15 protein-coding genes are annotated in these 21,394 nt (G+C 45.2%); 10 read left to right on the top strand and 5 right to left on the bottom strand.

The genetic code is table 11. The annotated features are described in order from the left end of the window. Positions 1-72: 72 nt before the first annotated feature. Positions 73-954, bottom strand: a complete 882-nt coding sequence (locus GF309_05035) for a 3-hydroxybutyryl-CoA dehydrogenase (protein MBD3158134.1) — start codon at positions 952-954, stop codon at positions 73-75. Between the two features lie 156 nt (positions 955-1,110). On the opposite strand from GF309_05035, the gene GF309_05030 reads away from it, so the two are divergent. From GF309_05030 to GF309_05015, 4 genes are all read left to right on the top strand, one after another. Further along, positions 1,111-1,731, top strand: coding sequence for a response regulator (locus tag GF309_05030; GenBank protein ID MBD3158133.1), 621 nt, complete (start codon positions 1,111-1,113; stop codon positions 1,729-1,731). Between the two features lie 86 nt (positions 1,732-1,817). Then, positions 1,818-5,411, top strand: a complete 3,594-nt coding sequence (locus GF309_05025; GenBank protein ID MBD3158132.1) for a DEAD/DEAH box helicase — start codon at positions 1,818-1,820, stop codon at positions 5,409-5,411. Positions 5,412-5,417: 6 nt separating this feature from the next. Then, positions 5,418-6,962, top strand: a complete 1,545-nt coding sequence (locus GF309_05020) for a PAS domain-containing protein (GenBank protein ID MBD3158131.1) — start codon at positions 5,418-5,420, stop codon at positions 6,960-6,962. A gap of 137 nt (positions 6,963-7,099) precedes the next feature. Then, on the top strand, positions 7,100-7,828 hold the full coding sequence (locus GF309_05015; protein MBD3158130.1) for a zinc-ribbon domain-containing protein: 729 nt from the start codon (positions 7,100-7,102) through the stop codon (positions 7,826-7,828). 112 nt (positions 7,829-7,940) lie between these two features. Here GF309_05015 and cofE read toward each other — a convergent pair whose 3' ends face one another. Further along, a complete protein-coding gene (gene cofE, locus GF309_05010) occupies positions 7,941-8,711 on the bottom strand; it encodes a coenzyme F420-0:L-glutamate ligase (protein ID MBD3158129.1) in 771 nt (256 codons plus the stop codon). Positions 8,712-9,029: 318 nt separating this feature from the next. On the opposite strand from cofE, the gene GF309_05005 reads away from it, so the two are divergent. The 3 genes from GF309_05005 (at position 9,030) to GF309_04995 (ending at position 14,851) form a co-directional block, all read left to right on the top strand. Continuing rightward, positions 9,030-10,967, top strand: coding sequence for a DNA topoisomerase VI subunit B (locus GF309_05005; GenBank protein MBD3158128.1), 1,938 nt, complete (start codon positions 9,030-9,032; stop codon positions 10,965-10,967). Further along, a complete protein-coding gene (locus GF309_05000; protein MBD3158127.1) occupies positions 10,967-13,819 on the top strand; it encodes a hypothetical protein in 2,853 nt (950 codons plus the stop codon). The genes GF309_05005 and GF309_05000 overlap by 1 nt, the downstream gene beginning before the upstream one ends. Positions 13,820-13,933: 114 nt before the next feature. Beyond that, entirely contained in the window at positions 13,934-14,851 is a 918-nt protein-coding gene (locus GF309_04995) for an amidohydrolase family protein (protein MBD3158126.1), read from the top strand. 18 nt (positions 14,852-14,869) lie between these two features. Here the strand turns inward: GF309_04995 and GF309_04990 are convergent, their stop codons facing one another. Then, on the bottom strand, positions 14,870-16,144 hold the full coding sequence (locus GF309_04990; protein ID MBD3158125.1) for a zinc-ribbon domain-containing protein: 1,275 nt from the start codon (positions 16,142-16,144) through the stop codon (positions 14,870-14,872). Positions 16,145-16,304: 160 nt separating this feature from the next. Then, positions 16,305-16,928 carry a hypothetical protein gene (locus GF309_04985; protein ID MBD3158124.1) on the bottom strand — a complete coding sequence of 208 codons (624 nt, stop codon included), beginning with the start codon at positions 16,926-16,928 and terminating at the stop codon, positions 16,305-16,307. 131 nt (positions 16,929-17,059) lie between these two features. On the opposite strand from GF309_04985, the gene GF309_04980 reads away from it, so the two are divergent. Further along, complete coding sequence (locus tag GF309_04980) at positions 17,060-17,368, top strand: hypothetical protein (protein MBD3158123.1); 309 nt, start codon at positions 17,060-17,062, stop codon at positions 17,366-17,368. Positions 17,369-17,572: 204 nt separating this feature from the next. Further along, complete coding sequence (gene radA, locus GF309_04975; GenBank protein MBD3158122.1) at positions 17,573-18,604, top strand: DNA repair and recombination protein RadA; 1,032 nt, start codon at positions 17,573-17,575, stop codon at positions 18,602-18,604. A 41-nt stretch (positions 18,605-18,645) separates the two neighbouring features. Here radA and GF309_04970 read toward each other — a convergent pair whose 3' ends face one another. Then, positions 18,646-20,004: a geranylgeranyl reductase family protein gene (locus GF309_04970; protein ID MBD3158121.1), complete on the bottom strand. Its 1,359-nt coding sequence runs from the start codon at positions 20,002-20,004 to the stop codon at positions 18,646-18,648. A gap of 90 nt (positions 20,005-20,094) precedes the next feature. Between GF309_04970 and GF309_04965 the strand changes: the two genes are divergently transcribed. Beyond that, entirely contained in the window at positions 20,095-21,393 is a 1,299-nt protein-coding gene (locus GF309_04965) for an adenylosuccinate synthase (protein ID MBD3158120.1), read from the top strand. The last annotated feature ends 1 nt before the right edge of the window (position 21,394 follow it).

Genomic DNA, 21,394 nt, shown 5'->3' with positions numbered 1-21,394 from the left:
AAGCAAAAAGAAAGAAGTTCAGGGGGTGTGCGATACCCCCTGACTGGAGGCAACTCCGAGATTGTCCCCTCATTAGAATTCCAATGGTTTTGGCTTATCTCCTGAATAGTCGTAGAACCCTTTCCCTGCCTTCCTCCCTACCCAGCCTGCTCGTACAAGCTTCCTGAGGAGTGGTGGTGCTCGATACTTGCTGTCTTTAAACTCCTCAACGAAGTAATCGGCTATATGTAGCAAGGTGTCCAATCCTACGAAGTCTGCTAGTTTGAGGGGTCCCATAGGCCAGTTCAGGCCAAGCTCGATTGACTTGTCCATATCCGAAACGGTAGCAACCCCTTCTTGAATTGCAAAGATCGCCTCGTTTATGGCAGGTACCAGCAACCGATTTACAGCAAAACCTGGTGCCTCTTCAACAAGGACCGTCTCCTTTCCAAGCTCAGCGGCGACGGTTTCGATGACCTCTACTGTTTCATCCTCTGTGGCAGCTCCACGGATGATTTCAACAAGCTTCATGACAGGTACAGGATTAAAGAAGTGCATACCAATGAATTTCTCTGGCCGTTTCGTCACGGCCCCCATCTGTGTTATGCTGATACTTGAGGTATTTGACGCAAAAATGGCATCCTTCTTTGCGAAATTCTCTACATCCTCCCACACCTCTAGCTTAAGTTTGACGATTTCTGGAACAGCTTCGATGATGAGATCTGCATCGCCTACTGCTTCTTCCAGATCTATGACAGGATTAATTGAGTCGAGGATTTCTTCGATTTCTTCTTCGGTGATTTTGTCTTTCTTCAATCCTCGTTCTAGATTCTTTCGGATTGTTTTCATCCCGTTATCTAGGAACTCCTGCTTGATATCCCGCATTGCTACGTTGTATCCGGCTTGAGCACAGACTTGGGCTATTCCGTTCCCCATCTGTCCCGCTCCTAATACTGCTATCCTTTCTATTGACATGTAATCATCTCCTTCATAATTGAAAACATGCCCCCTTAAATTCCTCTCGAAGGGAACCATTCAAACCGTCTGATTATCCATCCAGTTTTCTTCACCCTTTCGTCTGTAATTGCTTTATATATACTCATGAAATCTATAGGTCGGGGTTAGCTCGTGATGCAACAAAGGAGAATACTGGTATTTTTACTTGCCTTGGTTCTGATAATCCTGGGTTCAGTCTTCGGTCTGTTACCTTTTCTCCATCTTCTGAGCCAAAATGAAACTGATTGCATTGTCCCTCTTGCAGTTACAGCTGCAGGATATGCGATGGCAATTTTCTTGATTGCATATGAGGTCAAGAGCCAAGCATCTGTTCCGACCAAGAGGAAAAGCAGACGAAAGACTCGTGTTGTAGCAATAGACGATGAAGAAGATATTCTGCGATTGATTCGAATCAAGTTATCAAAAGAAGGGTTTCGCGTCATTACAGCAAAAGATGGCGTTGAAGGAATTGAAACTGTCCTTGATAAGCATCCTGACGTGATGCTGGTTGATATAATGATGCCTCAGAAAGATGGGTATGAAGTGGTTTCTGAGGTTAAGAAGAAGATGGGGGAAAACGCCCCGGTTGCTATAATGTTGACTTCAAAATCTGAGGAAGAAGATATGATGGAAGGACTTGCATCGGGAGCTGATGACTATATTACGAAACCATTCAGCCCTACGGAATTGATAGAACGAATCAACGTAGCTTTGCTCAAAGGACAAAAATCCTCTGAAAATAAAGCTAAGAAATAGGAGATGACTCTTACTAAATGATTTTTCTAGTTCGTTTTCAAGAAATGGTTCCTTGATGAAGGAAGTAAAAATAAGGTGGCCAATGGATGAAAAATGGGGAACTCGACGGGGACGCTGGCAAAATCCCGCCAAAAACACAGGCTTCCAATTTATCTGAGTTACCCCTTCCTGTAGGAGCTGATCTACAGGAAAAAAGACAGTCAGCCATAGATTGTTGGCAGGCCCAGTCTTTTGCAGCCAGAATACACCGGGAATTTGAAGCCAGCCTAGAGAAAGGGCTTACGGCGGGGATGAAAAGCCGTTTCTATGCACTCTTCGAGTACTATGAACAAGCTGTTAGTTCCTTACGGACTGCGTTGAAGGAAAGGAATACAGCGGGTTTGGTATCTTCACTTCGGAGTCTGATTGCATTAAATGCCCCACTCAACTACATGCATTCCACTGCACCTAATGCTATTCCTCTGCATCTCGCCATGGAACCTAAGCTTAAGGGGAAATTGATTCGGGACCTGCTAATCAAAGTTCAAGAAGAATCTATAGAGTCAATGACAGCTGCACGGCTGACCGAGTACATTAATGAACATGAGTTTCTCCAAAAAACCACGAAGAGAACCGTTGAGCGCCATTTGGGACATCTCGTGGAAAGTGGTCATCTTTCAAAAACCAATGGGGCCTATGAAAGAACCAACAGAACCTATATGTCCACCAATCTTGATGATGCCGGTCTGCAGACCCTCTTGGGCGAAGAGCTGTACATTGAATTTGAAATGAATGGCTTCCCAGGGCTATCCAACATTGAGAACAAGACAGCTGAATTCAAGCAGTTTTTCGAGGAAATGACAGATACTGGAGAACTTGTCTCCGAATTATTCCTCGCAACTATTACTGACTTGCTTGGACCTGAATCAGAAAGACCAACCATTGAGCAATGGCACTGTAGAGATTTGATAGGATCTTCAATCCCTCGACCGTATCAACGAGATGCATTCACGATATTCCGTGGTCATGGATATCAAGGTCCTCTAATTGAGGCTCCAACCGGCTCAGGAAAAACTCTGATTGGCATGATGGCTATTCAGGATTGGCTCAAAACTACTTCTCCAGGTGAATCGATTCTAGTGCTCGTACCCACCATCAACTATGAACAACAATGGGTTCGTGAGCTTTGCTACAAGTCCATTGGCTTACAACTATCACCAGATGATGTCTTTGCCGGTACGCCAACTGATTACGAAATGAAGCGTCAAAGGTCGAAAACACCTCCAGTAGTTCTAATTATGACTTATGCTGGACTTGCTCAGTTAGGTTCACCAAAGGGCAAAGGGGGTTTCGATAAGATATCGCTTGAGCGCTTCCTTCAGGGGAGCAATACTAGATACGTGATCCTCGATGAAGTGCACAAAGTTGTTCAAGATATGGAGGGAGTATCTGCATCCGTTACCAGCCTGTTGGTGGATTGGCTTGAAGATGGTAGTATAGAAGGACTCATAGGATTCTCTGGTACTGCTAAAGCCTATCGGGAGCGCTTTGAAAAGCTTGGTCTTCGACTAGTTTATGTCGTTCCCTCTGTTGATCTTATTGCCTACGGTTTCGTCGCTCCTTTTGGAGAGCTCGGAGTGCCATTCACTTACTCTGATCGAGAAAGCGAAATGCGGTCGCTCCTGGGTTCGTATAAATCACTTCTAAGAGATTATACTGATTTGGTGGGTTCCCATTTTCTGAGGACGACCTTTAGTGACATTCCCTTTAAGAAACGGTTGACCATTGCTCGTGATATCCTTGATATGTACTCGTATCGGAAAGATCGAAGGGAGGCAATTAAAGCACGATTTAGACGATGGAGAAAGGAAGGCGACCTAGGGCTTAATGAGCTCTCACTTATTAGCATGATCCAGATTGCCAAGAATTTGTCTGATGAGGCCCTTGTACGCCAAACATTGGTTGGTTACCCCGAAAAGACACAACGAAAGAGAATGATTAGATTTCGACGTCTACTAGTCAAGTTTAGAGATGTTCGTTTGAGTCTTCTTGGTTTGGTTACCAGTTCTGAAATAGCATCCAAACTCAAAGTTAGCGGCTTTGGAAGGCGAATTCAGGCCAATGCTCTGTTAGAATCTTATCAATCAATTCCAACTAAGAAAGAACTTGAAGAGAAAGTAGATGATACATTATCGAATACCATAGCGGGATTGTATCGGATTCTGAGGTCATTGTACTATAGAATGGGTGAAGGTAGAGTTGAAGCCATCAGTGCCGTCATTCAAGCAGAGAGACAAGTAAGAGATCTAAACAATGTCATCGTCTTTGGCAGAGGGAAGAGCCTTGATTGGAGGTCAGGTCTAGCGGAACCAGGCTATTCAGGGGTTGCTGGCATTTTTTCACAGATGCTAGGAGAAAATGAGCTTACTCCCATGGCTGTCCTTTCAAGTGAGGTGTACTTGCCGTTTTCAAGAAATCAGCAAATTCCTATGAGAATTGCGTCTTTCATAAAGCGCGAAATCATGGGTTCAGACCTGAGTCAGACTTTGTTCGGTCTTCTTACACAAGGAACTCAAATACCTACGAAACGTTTACAAGCTTTCAAATCATCTTTTGATGAGATTATCACTAGCTACGTAGAAAGCTTAAGTTCTGTGGGGGCGTGGAGACCTGTTGAATTTGACACAGAAGTGCTTCAACCGCTTATCAAAACTGTTAACAAATTGAATCTAGAGGAAAGAGAGACTATAGTATCCCGATTAGATACGGCAAATCCGCATTTGGAGAAATGGATGCGCGGCTTCTATGATTATGCGCTGATCGCTTCTCGTTTTTCAGATGCCATAGAATCTAAGCTTCAGCAGCCCAATGGAGGCAGACAAAGGTTCTATGTTATCAAAATGGCCCAAGGCAGCAAAAAACAGCTTATGTATGATCTTACCGCGCGAATTGTAGATGCGAAAGACCTACCGATAAATGTCATAATCGTATCAAGATGGGCACGTACTGGCTGGGATGTTACTACACCTAACCTGCTTATCGATGCAACTGCAACTCGAAATGTTACGGCTTGGCAACAGCTACGTGGTAGAACAATGAGAGCAATGGGAGCATGGGATAAAGATTGCTACGAAGCGATGATGTTTCTTCTGGGATCTCGGATGGGCGATACTAAGAATCAAGAGATAGAATCGAGACTGCCTGATGAAGAGAAAACCACGGCACTAACTCTTGATAAAACAACTCAAGACTTGTTACTGGAGGTCCATGAAAAGGCTAATGTCTACATTGAGAATCGCAGGTTCAAGAAAACCCTCTCTGATAAGATACGGCAGGGCGACCTGAGCCTTTTCACCGATCGAGAGCGAATAAAGCTGGCTGTTGAACTCATGATGGTTCGTAACAAAGTGACTCATATTTACGAGCTGGTCAAAGCATATGGGAGTACGACCCAGATTAGATTTGATCGTAGAGCCAAGGAATGGCGTCGTAGAAGTGCTGTATCCGCAAAACATTCGCACAATTTCTCTGTTAACCCCTTCACGGGTGACTATTGCAAAGGATCTGAGCATAGCCCCTTTGTCTACGTTGAAGATCCACGTGAATACTCTCCTACCCGGCTGAAAGCCCATCTTGCGAAGCTACTAGCGGGATGTGATGCCAAAATTGTTGAAGGGTGGATTAAGGCAGTTATGCGGTGACCTGCAGTGGTAGATTCGCCAAGCACTTTGCGTGAAAAAGAATGGGAACAAGTTCTAGAATCAGCTCTTAGAGCTACTGCACTCGTTGTCACTGATACTAATGGTACCATTGTCTGGGCTAATCAAGCTTATTCAGAGTTGACTGGTTATACGCTCAATGAAGCAATTGGAAGTCAAATAGATGTTCTAAAATCTGGAAGGCAGGATGCTTCTTTCTATGAAAAGATGTGGGAATCCATTAGGAACGGTGAAAAATGGTCCGGCATGCTGATTAATAGACGAAAAGATGGCAGTGAGTATTACGAGGAGATGGAAATCAGACCGGTAATAGATGCAAGTGATGATATTACCCATTTTGTAGCAGCCAAGAGAAATATCACAGAAAGAAAAGTCCTTCAGGACCAGCTCCAAAAATCTGAAACTCAAAAGAAGACTATAGTTAATAATTTGACCGAGTTGATGGCTGAACTCAAAGAAATAACGAAGGCGCTGGATCATGCGCGCAGTCAGATGCATGCAATGCTGGATGCAACAACAGAGGGCATGATGCTTCTTTCTCCAACAAACGAAGTACTCAGAATCAACAAATCATTTGAGAGGATGTTTTCGGTACGAGAAACGGAAGTCAGGAATCGACCCTTCATCGAGAATGCTGAACATTGGAATCGAGTGTTTAAGGATGATTCCGTTGTTCAAGATATTCTTGATGAGTCCAAATGTGATACGTTTGATGATAGGACATTTGTCCAGAAATGGCCTGTGAGAAGAGAACTTCAGGTATATTCTGCTAAAGTTGAAAACGCTGAGGATGAGCACATCGGTAGGCTAATGGTCTTTCGAGATGTTACCCGGGAACGGGAAGTTGAACGTTTGAAATCCGAATTTGTCTCCCTAGTTACTCATGAGTTCCGCACCCCTCTCACATCGATTAAAGGATATACAGAGATGATGCTAGATGGGGATACTGGGAGGCTCAATAATGAACAAAGAGATTTCCTTGAAACCGTCCTTCGAAATGCAAACCATCTATCTGAATTGGTTGAAGAGCTCTTGGATGTTTCCCGTATCGAAGCAGGAGCCATAAAGCTGAACATCCAAGAAATCGATGTCGTTCCTGTCATTGAAGATATCGTGGATCGTATGCGTCCCCAACTAGAAAAGAAGAATCAGAAATTATCAATCGAGACACCTCGGGATGTTCCTAAAGTTAGTGCAGACGTCAGGCGAACTGCTCAGATTATACTCAACCTCCTATCAAATGCCCACAAATATACTCCATCAGGAGGGCATATTGTCATCTCGGTTGAGCCTGAAAACGAGTATCTCTTGGTGAACGTAAAAGACAACGGAATTGGCCTGTCCCAAGAGGAACAGGAGAAGATTTTCTCCAAGTTCTTTCGAGCAGAGAATCCCGAGACAATCAAAGAAGGTGGAACCGGACTTGGCTTGTGGATAACACGCTCTCTTGTTGAAATGCAATGTGGAGAGATTTCCGTAGATAGTAACTTGGGGGAAGGATCAACCTTCGGTTTCACAATTCCACTATGTTGAAGTCTCCACTTCAATATAGTTTCAAGACCACGAATCTGATAGCCATTCATGCTAACGTATGTCTAATTGATTCTGTAGAATCTCCATAGACAATAAGGTTAATACCTCAAATCTCGTCTAGACCCTAGGTGCTAGAATTGCCCAGAAGAAGACCACCTGGATTCTTACATGTATCATTTGGCGATAACAATCGTCTCCAGACTATGCAACACGAAGATACAATGGTCCGTGAAGAAAACGTAAAATTCGATGGCGAAGATGGGACTATTCAGCTGACCGATGTTCGCCTTGTATGGAAGAAGAAACCCTCTCGATGGGGGAAGCTAAAGAAAGTAGGCGGAATAGCTGGTGCTATTGCAGGAGCCGCAGCTCTAAGCGCAATAGGTAGTGAAGTCGGGGGTGTTGGTGGCCGTGCACTCCGAAGATTCGGAAGGGGTATGGGCGCGGCAGCTGTACTCGGTGCTGTTACTTCGTGGAATCGCGATTCCTACATAAATAAGACTGAGGACGGGGATACGGATAGCGTGGCTGTGCCCGTGATCGCAATTGCCCAAGCTCAACAAAGTGGTGACGAACTCATTATTGAGCTACAATCTGGCGGAAATATGAGATTCGATTTCAAGCAGAAAAAAGTCATCCCTACCATTGTTGCCAATATCCGCGGCGCGAAGGAAAAGGGCAAATGTCCCTATTGTGGAGCAGCAACAGCCGGCAACTTGAAATGTCCACAGTGTGGAGCTCCCTTGCAGCCTGGTGCTGAGGCGGATGAGTCAACCTCTAGTGGTGGAGACGGCTTCTGTACCAAATGTGGTGAACCGTATTCTACAGGAGACAAATTCTGTGGGAAATGTGGTTCTCCGCTGTAATTTTCCATGCTAAATGATTTCTTAGCATGACAAAGGCCCACAGCTAGTCGGCTGGACCTGCATTGTGGGCCTGCATTCTTAATGAATCCTTCAGCTAAGTCTCTCTGGTAGCCTATCGAAATAAATCGTTTTCAGCTGACCGATAGATATCAGATACTTGCTCTTCCCCCTTTTCATATGGGTATCCTCTAATGATTGCCACCGGTACAGATTCGTCAGCTTGGCCCATAACAAGTTCTGCTGCCGATGCCAGTTGGTCTACTTGGCACACCGTGGATCTTTTCAGTACTTCTCCATAGAGATCAGGTCGGTTCTTATTGTACTTGAAAGCGTTTATGCCGGCGCAGCCGATTGCCAGGTTAATTGCTCCTTTTCTCCATGGTCTTCCTTCAGTATCCGTGATGATGATTGCGGGCTCTTTACCGGTCAGTTCACCTACTCTCTGTCTTAGTCGTAGAGCACTTTCATCAGGATTCGCCGGCAGAAGAACGTAGCTGTTTCTTGGTGCATTGGAATGATCTACGCCTGCAAAATTACAGATTTGTCCGTTTTTGTTCAGGGTTATGAGGGCTCTTTTTTCGCGGATAATTTTTTCGCTTTCTCTCAGGGCTAGTTCAACTTGATGCGCATCAAAATCTTCTCGTTCCGCTATGCTCTCCGCTCTTTCTGAAACTGTAATATCCCTCTTGTTGATCACTCTCCCTTCGGCCTTAGAGACGATTTTGTGAGTGATGACAATGATATCGTCATGTTGAAGGGGGATTGCTTGGTTCTTCATACTCTTGACAAGTAATTTGCCGAGATCTGTGTTTCTTGTAACAAGTGTCTCTGTTTGGAGTGGAATAATTCTAATCTCATGCAAAGCAATCCACCTCAGCTGGATATCTCAAATACTCATATTTTGGGCTTATCAAGCCGTTGCTACTAGAAACTCTAATAACCGTGTCTCTATCACCCCTGATACAAGAATAAACCTCTTATTATATCGGTCGTGCATCTCATATATCTGGCTGGAAAACGATAATAAGAAAAAGAGAGTTAATCAAGGTAGAACTCTCAGATACCTAGGTGGGTTGGGTCTAATAACCGAACCACATTACACATAAATCGACTCTGGAATGCCGGGAACACAAACAACCTGAAATCTATCAGGCTTTATCCAGCTGGTTATCTATCAACTATAGGAGCGTATTGAAAGAAAATGGCAAGTGGCCAAGAAACTGGCGATATCAAGCAAGGAACTATAGCTAAGTTCATGCGCAAAAGAACCCAATTAGTTGGGTTCGAAACAGGACTCAATAAACACACTCAGTATGCTATCGAGTTTCTTGACAATTCGATAGATGCCATTGAAAGCTGGTGGTGGCGAACAAAAAAGAAACCAGAACTTAGCGATAAACTTGATCCTGAACTTGTCAAGGAGATAGCTGAGACTTTAGAACCTAAACTTGTTGATACTATTTCAAAGAGCAAAGATCTGGAGAAGAAAGTTCGGGCCGGCAAGAAGGTGCATATATCCCCATATCCGAAGGAGGATTTGGACAAACGAGTCCGGGACTTCAAAGAGTTCCTTGCACCTTTCAAGAAATTAATCGACATGCAAGAACCCCTGGTCATTATGCAGCTGAAAGAGATTCAGATGCCGAATCTAATTCCAATTGATAATGAGGATGGTTTCAAAGTACATGAATTCACTATCTTTGACAATGGTATTGGTATGGTGCCATCCGATCTCGAGAAATTCGGGATATATCTTGCGTCAAGCAAGAGCGAGAAACTGAGACAGACTCGTGGCAGCCAGGGATTTGGAGCGCCCTCAGCATTTAGCGATGCTCAGAATACCACTGGAAAACCGATTTTCACAATTTCAAAGCATCACAAAGCTGACAAAGCTACGGTTGCTGATTACTATACTACGACTGCCAACACGAAGGATTATGTGGCGGGTCCTAAGAAGATGGATTTGCCATTCAAACAGGGTACTTACATCAGATTACACTATCTCAATATTCAATATCGACGGGGCTACGCTGATGAATATGCAGAGATGGCTTCTCTGTTGAATTCACACGTCACAATCGTTTTTATAGATCCATATGGGGACCTCCATATTTACCCCCGGCGGGTTAATAGCTTTCCAGAAGAACCCAAATATGCCAAACCTCATCCTGCTAGCATTCGTATCGGAGAGTTTCAAGACATTCTTAGAGAGACAGAACACCGGACTGTTCAATCATTTCTGACCCAAGCATTTGTGAGAATGAGTAACAGTAAGGCAAAAGATATCATTTCGAATACTAATGAAGCTCTAGAAACTCGTGGAATAAAGCTGATTGATTCTAGCCAAGATCCATCAAGCTTGTCCAAATTGCAGGTTGAGCTTCTCTATAGGTCATTTTCATCAGAAGACTACTATGCACCACCAACAGACACGGTAGTACCTGTTGGCGAAGAGGTTTTTGAACAGACTATACAAATGGCCTACAATCCCGACTTCATCACCGCAGTTACGCGGAGTCCAACCTCCGGAAAGGGTCTTTCGTTCTCGGTGGAGGTTTGTATAGCTTATGGGGGCGACATAAAACCCGCTTCATCTTCCCCGGTTGTACTGAAGCGATTCGTCAATCGTGTGCCCAAAATGCGTGATAATAGTGACTGTGCTACTTGGAAAGCAACTGCGATGGTGAACTGGAAGAACTACAAACTTGATACTTTCGACAATGGCCTTCCTAAGGGCCCATTAATGGTATTTATCCATGTTTGCGGTGCTTATGTGCACGTGATGTTCAAAGGCCAAAGCAAACAGGCACTTGCCGAAGATGAGGTTCTTCTTAAAGAGATAAAACTGGCGCTAGAAGAAGCCGGTAGGTCTTTCCGGCGGTATATGTCCAAGAAGGAAAAAGCAAGGAGAAAGGCGAAAAGAGCAGGTGTACTTGCCATGTATGCCGATCAGTTTGCAGACAGTTTGGTGAGTATCGTAAATGACGCTGAGGGCAAGAAGGTTTACGATGCTGAATCAATAGCACAGCGAATCCGAGATTCAATATCTGGTTTCGATAAGCCACAAGAAGAAGAGGATGTAACTAATGATGGCAAGGGCAGCGACTTAGTCGCTGATGTTGCCACAGGTGGTGACTGATGACACCAGCAGGGAAAACCGAGCTACGTCAATCAACTCTACTTGAACATGATAAAACAACGACTAAACACAATGGAAGGAATTCAAAGGTGTCACTGAAGGATTTGGACGGTGTTGGAGCGAAGACCGCAGAGAGTCTTAAGGATGCGGGATATGATTCTATAGAATCTATTGCAAACTCCAGCGTAGAAGAGCTGTCATCAGTTGATGGTGTAGGAAAGAAAGGAGCCAAACAGATACTGGCAGCTGCAATTAAGCTTTGGGAAGAGATACGACCGAAACCTACGAAGAAAATCAAGGAATTATCACAGCTTGAAGGTGTGGGAGGGAAAACTGCAGAGAATCTCATATATGCTGGATATGATTCTGTAGAGGCTATTGCCAATGCAGACGAAGACGAACTTTCCTCAGTTTCTGGTGTTGGTAAGAAAGGTGCAAAGCAGATACTAGCCTCGGCCAAGAAACTATGGCGTGAAATGAAGCCAAAACCCACGAAGAAGATAGCGAAATTGAAAGAGCTTGATGGTGTGGGTGGGAAAACTGCCGAGAACCTGATAGAAGCAGGCTATGATACGGTAGAATCCATCGCAAAAGCAGATGGCAGCAAGTTGTCATCTGTTCCTGGTGTTGGCAAGAAAGGGGCCGATCAGATGCTAAAATCTGCCAAGAAGCTTTGGAGGAAGATCCAACCTTCTGCTACAGATGATTTGAAAGAACTGAAAACCCTCGATGGAGTTGGAGGAAAAACTGCAGAGAGTCTAATAGAAGCAGGTTATGACACCGTTTTCAAAATTGCAGATACTTCTCCCAGCAAATTGTCAAAGTCAGTAGATGGGGTGGGTAGTAAAGGTGCTGAACAAATAGTCGCCTCCGCTAAGGAAGTTGCAAAGACCAAGGAGCCAAGAAGTGAAGAGGAAGAGGAAACTTTTGATTTAGTTCAGCTCGATGGTGTTGGAAAGAAAACTGCAGAGAACCTGAAAGCCGCCGGCTACGCTAGTCTAGAGAAGATTGCAACAGCCGATGCAACTACCCTTGCTCGCTTCGTCACAGGTGTGGGAGATAAGGGTGCTGAGAACATAGTCGCGTCTGCTCAGAAAGCTTTCAGATTACGACAGGCACGGGACGTTGTCTCTGATTATGCCCTCGTTGACTTAGAGGGTGTGGGCGAAAAAACAGCACAGCTTCTCAAAGATGCTGGCTATACTTCTATAGCTGAAGTTGCTGCATGCGACCCTGACGAACTGGCCAATGAAGTAGAAGGTATAGGAAAGAAAGGTGCTAGCAAAGTTATCCAGCTAGCCTCTAGGACTGTAGCTTTTGAACGGGCCGAAGCTGCTGATTTAGACGATGTTGAACTCACAGATCTTGATGGTGTAGGTCCAAAAACAGCAAAGAGTCTGATCTCCAAAGGCTATGACAGTATTGCAAAGATAGTGTCAGCGTCTCCCGCTGATTTAGCAAAGGATGTTAATGGAATCGGAAAGACTGGTGGAGAACAGCTCATAGAAACCGCCAAGGAAGTTGTTGATCGAGGTGGGGTTATAGAAGAGCAAGGGATGAAAGTTGTTTCTGGCCCTCGAATCCCGATTGTCAGTACATCCGTGAAGAAACTGAAGAAGGCACGGGAATCCATCAAAAGAAAGGATTCTGGCCTTGATGTTCCAGACTCAATTGAGAACCTCCGAGCTCAAATGGTAGAATCTTGGAAGGAAACCGAGGAACTCATGGAAGAGGCCAAGGAACAAGAGCAAGAGCAAACCGCAGCTGCGCGTCAAACAATGGAAGTCGTTGCTCTGAGCGCTGAAGAAACGAGTGAAAGACTGGTTGAAGAGGTTCGAACAGTACTGGCCGAAGCCATGACAACAGGCCGTCCAGTTTTTGAGATTCCTAGTCGTTCAGCAGACAACATCGTCTGGGATCAAGTTCGGGACCTGCTTCTTCTGGGTACTCGGAAGATATCTCGACCCTATCATTCGCTCGGATCGGTTCTTGATGCAACACGCACTGCTAGAGTGATGGAAATAGTCTATGAATTGCTCCGTGGCAACCTCCACGCAACGAAACGAGAAGTTTTCTATAGTGACGTTAATCTGTTTAGAGACCAGAAGTATAGCGATAAGATCATTGAAGATGTAGCATCTATGCTTCAGACTACTCGTGATAGTATCCATGTTGTAGCCTCAGCAAGAGGTTCAGCCATGGGCCGAGTTGTCCTACGCGATGGTGGTGACCGCCTCGACCTAACCAAGATGGGTACCGGTGGTTGGTCTATCACACCATTCCTAGACCAAGTTGAAATCGTTGAGAGTGATGCTGAATTCATCATACTATCAGAGAAAGACGCTGCCATGATGCGATTGGCAGAAGCAAAGTACTGGGAGCGCCAACCCTGTATCATTCTGACTGGAAAGGGCACTGGTGACATAGCAACAAGAGCCTTTCTCAAGATGCTGGTGAGAGAATTGCAGATTCCAGCATTTGCGCTTGTTGACTCTGACCCGTACGGACACTACATCTACTCTGTGTTCCTGCGAGGTAGCAAGAGGCTGAGCTATGAGTCACCATTCATTGCCACTCCGGAACTCAAGCTTCTGGGTGTACTGAGTCGCGACCTAGAGGAATATAGTATCCCCAAGGCCGTTCGAATCCGCATGGAGGATTCAGACATACGACGGGTCAAACAGATGCTTGATGAGCCATTCGTGCAGAAAAACAAGGAGTGGGTGCGCGACTTGGAGCTCATGCTCAAGATGAAGGAGAAAGCCGAGATACAGGCGTTTGCTAGCCACGGCTTCAACTACCTTACTGATGAATACCTGCCGAGAAAGATTGAAACTGGTGACTGGATTTAGAGGGGGAGCCCTTCCATAATTGTAGGTAGTGGCGGCTAACTGCCTATCTGACAATCCTAATATGGGTGATATTCTAGTGGAATCCATCTCATTTGCTTACGAGTGGGTTTCACGATGATAGAATCACGCGTTGGTATACCTGTTGTTGATTCGCACGCACATTTCTTCACTTATGATATGCTAAAGGAGTGGTTATCAGATCCTGAGCGGGTAGAGCGCATGCAACAACGAGTCAAATATCAAACGGACATGAGTCCACTTGAATTACCCGATGAACCATGGGACATCGGTGCAATGTGGATCGATGAGCTCGATAACTATGGAATTGAAGCCATTGGCATGATGATCAGTCCCAATACCTGGGATGAATTCGTAGAAACCCGCAGGAGGTTTCCTGGTCGTTTTATGGGATATGCGAATATAGACCCCTCAGAAGAAGATGCTGTCGAGCTTGTTCGCAGAGCTGGGAAGGATGATTTTCAGGGCATAAAGTTGTATCCAAGCACATGGAATTTCCATACATACGATGAGATGTGTTATTCCGTTTATGAGGAGGCTGCGAAGCAGGATCTTCTCGTGATACTCCACTTCGGCATTACTATTGGTCCCACTGCTAATCTTCGGTACGGAAATCCTCTTGACATACAGAAACCAGCACAGGATTTCCCAGAACTCAATTTCATGATTGCTCATTTCGGCGCTGGATTCTTTCGAGAATGCCTTATGCTGCTATACCAAGTGCCCAACGTAGTGATGGATAGCTCTGGTAGTAACAGCTGGATGAAATACCAGCCCTATGATCTCAACTTGGAAAAAATCTTTGAACGCGCTTTGATTGCAGGTGCTTCATGCAGGACTGTCTTCGGAACTGACTCGTCATTCTTTCCTCGTGGATTTAGAACAGATATTCTTGAGAAACAGTATCAGGCGGTCGATTCCTTGAGAGATAAGCTTAATCTAACCCAAGAGGACATAAATCTGATTTTTCATGATAATATTCTTAGACTAACGGGCTTCGAACCAGAGGTCTAAATACCTGGTTTCCGAATTTCAAGCCTCTCTGATCTTCTTCTCCAATCCTTTCAGATGTTTGTCATCTTCGCTTTGCTTGTATTTCTCGGCTGCCTTCTGATACTTGGCAAGCGCCTCTCTTGTCCTCCCCTCTTTGGCCAAGTAATCCCCTCTTTCCTCGAGTTCTTCCCCCCAATCAACGTAGCATTCCCTAACCTTCTCTGCACACTTAGCCCGTTCCTTCCGTTTAGTTGTGAACATGTAGATTTCTCTAGCCTTCCTGTACTGTACTATCGCCCATTCGTATTCTCGGTTCTTCTTGTGAACTTCTGCTTGATCATAGTGAAATTCAGCCATGGACTCGTAGCCTTCGTCTATTTTCTCTCTACACTTCTGTAGCTTCTTTTCATCATTCGCCCTTTCATAGAGCATCTTTGCTTTTTCGAAGCTCTCGATGGCTTCTTCGTGTTCGTTTTCCTCTAGTAGCTCTTCACCATGTTCAATTCTAGCCTTTCCCATGGCTTCGTAAACATACGGTGGATACTCAAACCCATCCGATGTGAGTGCAGAACCGCAGCTAGGACACGTTGGTTGCTCAAGCTCCTTCATCGGTTCCTCGACACTAATCTTTCGAGGTGTTCCCACAACTACATCGATGAAGTCATTGTCTGTAACTCCTCGACCTTGCGGGAATAAATGCGAAACAGCCTCGCGGGCACAACATTCTTCATCTTCTGGGAAAAGATGTTCTTTAGCCTCCTTGGGTGTGGGTGCAGGTCCGGATGATTTGATTTCAGGTGGTTCGACTTCTTCGAATGGCATTCCCTCTTGAACCTGATCTGCCTCCATTTCCGGAATATCCTCAACATCCCAGCTCAAATCTACTTGTTGCTTGGGGGATTTGCTATTTGATTCTTGCTGGGTGTTTTCCTTTACCGAAATAGTGTTAGACCTAACTTGTGGCTCGTTTTCTTCAACAGAAACCGTGTCCTCCTCCAGCCTTACATCCCATTCCAAGTCAGGAGTTGATTCTTCGGATGATTGTGCGCTATCCTTTGTAGCTTCGACTTGATTTTGTGTAGTCCGCTCGCTGGACTCTTGAGAATACATGGCCTCCTCATTTCCCAGCAAACCGAGCATTCGCTTCTCAAGTTCAGTGAGCTCGTCCTCTTCAGTTTCCTCTTCTTTGGGATTTGGTTTCCTTCTCTTTGGTTCTTCCTTCTTGCCTGCTAGACGTGCTCCACACTCGATACAGAATGTGGATCCTTCTCTTACTTTCTTACCACATACTGGGCAGTTTATGAATTCAGGCATCGTCTTCAACCGCTCATTTTCACATATGAGTACTCCTCGCCTTTGTGGAACACTTCTGGTACAAGAGGGATACTGTGAACCACAATAGCAGGAAAGATCTGCTCTTTCTACATAATGGTATGTGTCATAATTGTTTCATAAGGCTTCTTCAGATATTGTCTCAGAGAGGATATAGTATGAAGTAGGTCGCAGCCGTTATAGAAACGCCAAGTACAATCCCCAGGATTCCCTGAGCAATAGAATGCTGTTTCAGAGTACTACGTGCCCATACAACTAGTCCCCATATCGCTACTATTGGCACAGCTGGGACTCCATACATGTAGATAAGGGCCGTTGAGGGGCCTGCGATACCTGCAGCGTGAACAGACACTTTTGTATATTCATTTGCTAATGTAACGCCAGATGTTACTGCTACGTAAGCAGCTGCTAATACTCGCATCACATCACTCTGTAGCCACCAGTATACACCATATGCAGCAATGTAGCACAAAATACCAAATAGAAAGAATCGTAGTCTCTGCTCGCGTTTTGAGACATCTAAATCTACTTTTCCGCGCTTGGCTTGGATAACGATTGGTGTTACTGGAGCGATAACCATGAGCAAAATACAGATCAGCATGTTGGACCAAGGATTCAGAATGGGACCAAGTGGAGGATAACCCGCGATAGATATTGTCATTCCCGTATAGAAGTTGATTAACGGAGCCGCAGTCAATCGTGAGATAACCCTTGCGAAAGTGATTATTGAGCCATTGAGCTCTAGTGTCTTATCACCAAACTTCATAGAGAATCCAATTTAGGAATATGTTAGTGATTATTCAATGCTTTGGAGTAGATAAGGGCAAATCTAATAACCCACTGGTTCCCATGTGGAATTGCTCAACCCATGAAAATGTACTGGATGTGTATTAACTAATGCCCGCAATGCCAAAACGAGAGATTTTCGAGCGTATCATTCAGAACATAACTAGTAAATTCCCTGATGTATATGCAGCCCTATTCATTAGTCCAGAGGGTTTTCCTATCAACACTTGGGGTGTTTCGATGGAACGGGCCGAGGAGCTTTCTGCTCTCTTGAGCTCATTGATCGGAAAAACGAATGAAGTTATCTGCCAAGTGGAGGAGGGTGCAGAAATGGATTTCGTGCAAATACAAACAAATATGGGTGGTATACGAATCGCGCCTCAAAAAGAATTCATTCTCGTGACGCTGACCGAGGGTTGACTGTTTTATTTCTTGAATGAGAGCAGCTCGCAGATGATTGTATTTGTGGGTTGCTCCTTTCGAAATTCTATTGCTGCTAATGAAATGCCACATCAGACCGTCTCCAAAAAAGAGATTTCGGATAGAACGCCAACTGGTGGCATTTTTATACTTACTGCGGAAACATCTCATTGGCGACGAGCTTGAGCTTAATAAGCACATACTATGGGTTTACTCACGCCGGAGGTAATTACTATTCCCCCAGATGAAGACGCAGATTATGAGGAATTCGAGGATGAAGAAGACGAAAGCGAATTAGCGGATGTGGAGCTAACAGACCTTCCTGGTGTTGGTCCAGCAATAAGCAAACGTCTCCGTGAGGCTGGCTTCAAAAGCGCAGAATCTATTGCTGTTGCATCACCCAATGAGCTGGCTGCTGCTGGCTCGATAGGAGAAACTACTGCTACCAAAATCATCAAGGCAGCAAGGGAGATGCTGGATATTGGTTTTGAAACCGCAGATTTGCTACTAGAAAGGCGAAAGAACGCTGGTATGATTTCAACTGGATCAAAGGCAGTTGACGAGCTTCTTGGAGGCGGCATTGAGACCCAAGGACTAACAGAAATGTATGGTTCATTCAGGTCTGGAAAAACTCAGATGGCCCATCAACTTGCAGTTAATGTTCAGCGTCCGCGAGAAGAGGGGGGCCTTGAGGCGACTGCTATTTTCGTTGACACCGAAGGCACATTTCGACCTGAAAGATTGGTACATATGGCTGAAGCAGTTGGTCTCGATACTGATGATGTTCTCAAAAACGTTGTATGGGCTCGCGCTTACAATTCGGATCATCAAATTCTTCTTTGCGATCAAGCAATGGAAATGGCACCGGAAAAAGGCGCCCGCCTGCTTATCGTTGACTCAGTTATGAGTCATTTTCGAGCCGAATACACTGGCAGAGGTACACTTGCTGCTAGACAGCAGAAGCTTAACAAACACCTTCACCATCTACAGCGAGGTTCTGAAATCAACAATATGGCGGTATACGTAACTAACCAGGTCATGTCACGCCCTGACGCCTTCTTTGGCGACCCGACTGCTCCCGTAGGGGGTCACGTACTGGCCCATGTTCCATTGGTTAGATGTTACCTTCGAAAATCCAAGGGTGAACGAAGAATCTGCCGTCTAGTTGATTCCCCTAATCTACCCGAAGGCGAAGCAGTATTCACAATACAGAAAGATGGAATTCGTGACGTATGAATCAGTCGTCCTATTGTGGATTCGGGTGAAGAACGAAATACCTATTCAAAAGCGGCATCTTCGAGGATTTCGGAAATCTGCGTCTCCCAGACCTCCAAATCTTCAGGATGCGCTGGATAGGCCCTGTATGCGTCTTGCATTTCTTTCATGAGCTTTGCTGCTTTCTGAATCCTTCGAAGCAGTCCGATTTTGGAGACGCCTCTGAAGAATCTCTTCAATTTGTCATATATTCCAATCGAGAAACCCTCTCCCCGATTAGCAGACATTAAATCCTCTGCTGTTAGGAGCCGTTTTTCAAATCCAAAATCCATTTCTTCATCTGTCACGTTCTCAAGCAACCTTCTGAAGATTTCAAGAGAAGCAAGACGTTTGCCGTAGTTTCTCTGATATCTGAGATTGTATTGCCATAGACCGGCTGCACTGAGATCTTGACATGCGATGGCCATCTTGGCAACTTCCCCTAAGACTATTCCCGCTCTCATTCCTGGCCCTATACCCCCACCATGGATCGGATTGACCTGTAGGGCGGCATCACCAACAAAAGCAACTCCTCCAGCCACCAGCGAATGTACTGGTCTTCTGACTGGCACAGCACCACCAGCTCCTGTCAGTACCTCACTACCTGAAAGTAGTGGGTAATTATCTTTGAATTCCTCGAAGTACTTCCTAGGGGATTCACTCTTTCTTCCACCGGTAATCCCAATGCCTGCATTTACTATCTGTCGGTCCTTTGGAAAAATCCATGCATAGCCTTGTGGTGCAATCGAACTACCTAAGAATACTCTAGCCACATGCGGTTCTGCAAGTGGCATTCTCAGCTTTAGAATTTCTCGGTAGCATAGTGCAACATCCTCCTTCCGAATAGTAGGCTCAACCATATCAACCTCGAGATTGCTACGAATTGCGGCAGGATACCCACTAGCATCAATCACAAGTTTGGAATACACATGTTTCTCTGAGTTGTCTTCTAGATCCTTATATTGTACTCCTACAACGTTGTTACCTTGGATAATAGGCTTCGAGACATGACATCTTGTTTTGATTTTTGCCCCACTATCAAGCGCTTCACGAAGTAATCTTTGTCCGAAAGCTTTCCTATCAAGGGTCCAGCCATCAAATTCATCCCAACCACGGACTTTCAACTCGTTATCGAATGAAGGTGGAAATATATCCGCACCCGAAATGGTTGTAGATACTTCATCTGGCCCGGGCATATTAATGCCCGTTGCCTCGAAATGAGACTTACTTACTTCGTCTCCACAGACCTTCTCTCCAATTTTGCCCTTTGGCTTTCTTTCAAGGACTAAGGTCTTCAATCCCATCTCAGAACAGCGTCGAGCCACAACGCATCCAGCTGATCCTGAACCAACAATGCAGACATCGGGACGTAGCAACGTAATTCATGCTGAATGATGACTTCTCAAATATAACAGTAACCGTAAAAAAAGAGTGAAATAGCAGTATGAGCCCCTTCATTCGTTGTTTTGAAGATGACAAACCTCGTTGTTATCGGGCTCGAGTTTGGTGATGAAGGCAAGGGCAAGGTAGTGGATTATCTTGCTGAAGCTTACGATATTACCGTCCGATTTCAGGGTGGTTGCAATGCCGGTCATACAGTAGAGACCTCCGGTAAAAGCTTCAAGTTCCGTCTGATTCCATCAGGAGCTATCCGGGGAAAAAAGGCAGTGATTGGAAATGGCGTGGTGGTAGATCCTTCCGTCTTAGCAGCTGAGATTGAAGAACTGCACGAAGCAGGAATCCAGTTCGATTTTGTTGTCAGTGATCGTGCACATATAACTACTCCGTATCATATTCAGCTGGACGAGCTGCAGGAGAAGGCGAAGGGCAAGGATAAGGTAGGTACTACTAAGAGCGGGATTGGCCCGTCATATGCATCAAAGGCTCATCGAACAGGACTACGGGCTGGAGATTTCTGCAGTGAAGACGCAGAAGAACGATGGAATCAATACCTGCAGCAATCGAAACGTATGATTGAACATGCCTATGCGGCTAAACTGACGGAGTCGCCCAATTCAGTTTGGTCTTCTCTCAAATCACATATGGGCACTCTTGAAGAGTATGTGGGTGAGAGCGGGGCTGTACTCCGTGAGGCAATCCGAAGTGGTCAACGGGTCCTCTTCGAAGGAGCTCAGGGAACCCTACTAGACATCGACCACGGGACCTATCCTTACGTTACAAGCTCCAATTGCATCGCTGCTGCGGCTGCTACCGGCAGCGGAGTCCCACCGAATGCATTGGACACGATTCTGGGTGTCTTCAAGGCATATACCACCAGAGTTGGCTCTGGCCCGTTCCCAACTGAGTTGCATGGTGATACTGCTGATTTGCTACGGAACCAAGGAAAGGAATTTGGTACGGTAACAGGGCGCCCTCGGCGGTGTGGGTGGCTTGATTTGGTGGCTTTGAACTACGCTATTCATCTCAACGGAGCAACTCATTTGGCAATGAGCAAACTCGATGTAATGTCTGGTGTGGATCCAATCAAGGTGTGTACCAAATATGCTCTAGACGGCGAGGAAATCGATTCTTTTCCTGCTTCGAGTGAACAAGCTGAAAAAGTAGAACCTATATACACGAGCATGGAGGGCTGGCAGACTTCCATGGAAGAATTCAGAGCCAATGCGCTCAGTCGTGGTTTTGATGGATTACCAGACGCAGCGAAGGCCTATGTCCAGTTTGTCGAATCTAAGACGGATACCGATGTGGCTCTCTTGTCTATTGGCCCAAAGCGGCAAGACACGCTGATTCTGAATGATAGAATTATGTAAT

It is taken from the genome of Candidatus Lokiarchaeota archaeon (assembly GCA_014730275.1).
Classification (GTDB): Archaea; Asgardarchaeota; Thorarchaeia; order Thorarchaeales; family Thorarchaeaceae; genus WJIL01.
This window is presented reverse-complemented; position numbering and strand designations above follow the sequence as displayed.

Bases quoted from the DNA above. Each gene is read 5' to 3' on its own strand.
- GF309_05035 (MBD3158134.1), bottom strand. From the start codon at position 954: ATGTCAATAGAAAGGATAGCAGTATTAGGAGCGGGACAGATGGGGAAC.
- GF309_05030 (MBD3158133.1), top strand. From the start codon at position 1,111: ATGCAACAAAGGAGAATACTGGTATTTTTACTTGCCTTGGTTCTGATA.
- GF309_05025 (MBD3158132.1), top strand. From the start codon at position 1,818: ATGAAAAATGGGGAACTCGACGGGGACGCTGGCAAAATCCCGCCAAAA.
- GF309_05005 (MBD3158128.1), top strand. From the start codon at position 9,030: ATGGCAAGTGGCCAAGAAACTGGCGATATCAAGCAAGGAACTATAGCT.
- GF309_05000 (MBD3158127.1), top strand. From the start codon at position 10,967: ATGACACCAGCAGGGAAAACCGAGCTACGTCAATCAACTCTACTTGAA.
- GF309_04995 (MBD3158126.1), top strand. From the start codon at position 13,934: ATGATAGAATCACGCGTTGGTATACCTGTTGTTGATTCGCACGCACAT.
- GF309_04990 (MBD3158125.1), bottom strand. From the start codon at position 16,144: ATGCCTGAATTCATAAACTGCCCAGTATGTGGTAAGAAAGTAAGAGAA.
- GF309_04985 (MBD3158124.1), bottom strand. From the start codon at position 16,928: ATGAAGTTTGGTGATAAGACACTAGAGCTCAATGGCTCAATAATCACT.
- GF309_04980 (MBD3158123.1), top strand. From the start codon at position 17,060: ATGCCCGCAATGCCAAAACGAGAGATTTTCGAGCGTATCATTCAGAAC.
- radA (MBD3158122.1), top strand. From the start codon at position 17,573: ATGGGTTTACTCACGCCGGAGGTAATTACTATTCCCCCAGATGAAGAC.
- GF309_04965 (MBD3158120.1), top strand. From the start codon at position 20,095: ATGACAAACCTCGTTGTTATCGGGCTCGAGTTTGGTGATGAAGGCAAG.